The sequence below is a fragment of the Tardiphaga sp. genome (genome assembly GCF_044340795.1).
In the GTDB taxonomy this organism is placed as follows: Bacteria; Pseudomonadota; Alphaproteobacteria; order Rhizobiales; family Xanthobacteraceae; genus Tardiphaga.
Window position 1 is genome coordinate 1 of record NZ_JBIISY010000422.1, and the last position, 2,964, is coordinate 2,964.

2 protein-coding genes are annotated in these 2,964 nt (G+C 64.4%); both read right to left on the reverse strand.

Translation table 11 applies throughout. The features are described from left to right. A partial coding sequence (guaA, locus tag ACIQ17_RS32595) for a glutamine-hydrolyzing GMP synthase (protein ID WP_398473703.1) occupies positions 1-1,307 on the reverse strand: 1,307 nt, incomplete at its 3' end. 101 nt (positions 1,308-1,408) lie between these two features. Then, the gene (locus ACIQ17_RS32600) at positions 1,409-2,887 is read right to left on the reverse strand and encodes a SulP family inorganic anion transporter (protein ID WP_398473704.1); all 1,479 of its coding nucleotides are present in this window, start codon (positions 2,885-2,887) and stop codon (positions 1,409-1,411) included. Positions 2,888-2,964 lie beyond the last annotated feature (77 nt).

Below are 2,964 nucleotides of genomic sequence, written 5' to 3' on the forward strand. Positions count from 1 at the left end.
TCGCGCAGGATGTCGAGCTTCTCACGGGTGATCTCGCCGGGGCAGCGGATCGCGAGGCCGGGGCCCGGGAACGGGTGGCGGCCGACAAAGATGTCGGGGAGGCCCAGTTCGCGGCCGAGATCGCGCACTTCGTCCTTGAAGAGTTCGCGCAGCGGCTCGACCAGCTTCATGTTCATGCGGGCGGGAAGACCGCCGACATTGTGATGCGACTTGATGGTCACCGAGGGGCCGCCGGTGAAGGAGACGCTCTCGATCACGTCGGGATACAGCGTGCCCTGCGCCAAAAAGTCCGCGCCGCCGATCTTCTTGGCTTCAGCATCGAACACGTCGATGAACAGACGGCCGATGGTCTTGCGCTTCACTTCGGGATCGGTGACGCCTTCGAGTTCGCCGAGGAACTGCTTCGACGCGTCCACATGCACGAGCGGGATATTGTAGTGGCCGCGGAACAGGTCGACGACGGTCTTGCCCTCGTCCTTGCGCAGCATGCCGTGGTCGACGAACACGCAGGTGAGTTGGTCGCCGATCGCCTCATGGATCAGCACGGCAGCCACCGCGCTGTCGACACCGCCGGAGAGGCCGCAGATCACCCTGCCCGAGCCTACCTGGGCGCGGATCTTCTCGATCGCTTCCTCGCGGAAGGCACGCATGGTCCAGTCGCCGGTGAAGCCGGCCACCTTGCGCACGAAATTGCGAATGATCTTTGCGCCGTCCGGCGTATGCGCGACTTCCGGATGGAACTGCATCGCATAGAATTTGCGGACGTCGTCGGCGATCACCGAGATCGGCGAGCCCGGCGCCTTCGCCACGCCGCGAAAACCTTCCGGCAGTTTTGTGACGCGGTCGCCATGGCTCATCCAGACGTCGTATTTGCCGCCCTTCTCCCACACGCCCTCGAACAACGCGCAGTCGTCGGTGATCTCGATGGTGGCGCGGCCGAATTCGCGGTGATGGCCGCCCTCGACGGTGCCGCCGAGCTGCTGCGCCATGGTCTGTTCGCCATAGCAGATACCGAGCACCGGCACGCCGGCGGTGAGGATCGACAGCGGCACCGACGGCGCGTCCTTGTCGAGCACCGAGGCCGGGCCGCCGGACAGGATCACGGCTTTCGGCTTCATCTCGGCGAAAGCGGCTTCCGCCTTGTTGAACGGGACGATCTCGGAATAGACGCCGTCCTCGCGCACCCGGCGCGCAATCAGCTGCGTCACCTGGGAGCCGAAATCGACGATCAGAATCTTGTCATGCTCGGCGGCCACATGGGCGGAGTGGGCCGAGGACGGAAGCGAGGATGTGCTGGGGGCTGTCATAGCGAGGAATTACGGCACGCGAGGCCGGTTCGCAAGGGTTGCCTGCCGCCACAAATACCGTCATGGCCGGGCTTCTCCCGGCCATCCACGCCTTTTGCAGCCTAGTGACCGGATGCGCCCAGTGCGGCGCCGGCCTTGTCATGGGTGCCCAGCTTTTCCACCAGGGTCCTGGTGGCCTCGTTCATGCCGATCAGCTCCACGGGGATGCCGTGGTGGCGGAACTTGAGGACCACCCGGTCCAGCGCATTGACGCTGGTGAGGTCCCAGAAATGCGCCGTGGACAGGTCGATCACGACGCCCTTGAGGTCTTCCTCCCGAAAATCGAAGGCGGTGTGGAACGCCTCGGCTGTGGCGAAGAAGATCTGGCCGGTGACACGGTAGGTTCGCACAGCCCCTTCCCGCGCTGACGCCACGCCGAACAGTTTTGTCACCTTGTGGGCGAAGAACAGGCCACTGAGGATGACGCCGAACAGCACGCCCTTGGCGAGATCATGGGTGGCGACAACGACCACCACGGTGCCGAGCATGACCACGCTGGATGATTTCGGATGGGTCAGCAGGGTGCGCACCGATCGCCACTGGAACGTGTTGATCGAGACCATGATCATGACGGCCACCAGTGCCGCCATCGGGATCTGCGCCACATAGGGCCCGAGCACCACGATCAGGAACAGCAGGAAGGCGCCGGCCCACAGCGTCGAGAGCCGGCCGCGACCACCGGACGACACATTGATCACCGACTGGCCGATCATCGCGCAGCCGGCCATGCCGCCGAGAAAGCCTGAGGTGATGTTGGCCGCGCCCTGCCCGGCGCATTCGCGGTTCTTGTCGGACGTCGTGTCGGTCATCTCGTCGATGATCGCCGCGGTCATCAGGCTTTCCAGCAGGCCGACCATGGCGATGGCGAAGGATGTCGGGAAGATGATCCGTAGCGTTTCCAGCGTGAACGGCACCTGCGGGATCGCAAAGAACGGCAGTTCGCTCGGCAGCGCGCCCATGTCGCCGACAGTGCGGACATCGAAGCCGAAATACATAGACGCCGCGGTGAGCAGCACGATGGTCACCAGCGGCGATGGCACGGCCTTGGTGATGGTGGGCAGCCCATAGATGATCACGAGACCGATGGCGGTCATTGCGTAAACCGTGGGGCCGCGGCCAAGCAACTCCGGCATCTGCGCCATGAAAATCAGGATCGCCAGCGCATTGACGAAACCGGTCACCACCGAGCGCGAGACGAAGCGCATCAGGGTGCCGAGCCGCATCAGGCTGGCAATGATCTGGATGACGCCGGTGAGGATGGTCGCGGCGAACAGGTAGTTGATGCCGTGCTCCTTGACGAGCCCGACCATCAGCAGCGCGGTGGCGCCGGTTGCCGCCGAGATCATTGCCGGCCGGCCGCCGGCAAAGGCGGTCACGACGGCGATGCAGAAGGACGCATAGAGGCCAAGCTTGGGATCGACGCCGGCGATGATCGAGAAGGCGATCGCTTCGGGGATCAGCGCGAGCGCTACGACAGTGCCCGCGAGCAATTCACGGGTGACGTTCGGAGCCCATTCGCTCCGCAGATGGACCATATCCATGGTGATGTTCGAACTTTCCTGTCTCACACGCGTGGGCGCGTGAGGCGCGCAAAAGGGCAGACGGCCGCAGCGGGGCC

What these genes read in the sequence shown, in the direction of transcription:
- ACIQ17_RS32600 (WP_398473704.1), bottom strand. Translation starts at nt 2,887, where the DNA reads ATGGATATGGTCCATCTGCGGAGCGAATGGGCTCCGAACGTCACCCGT.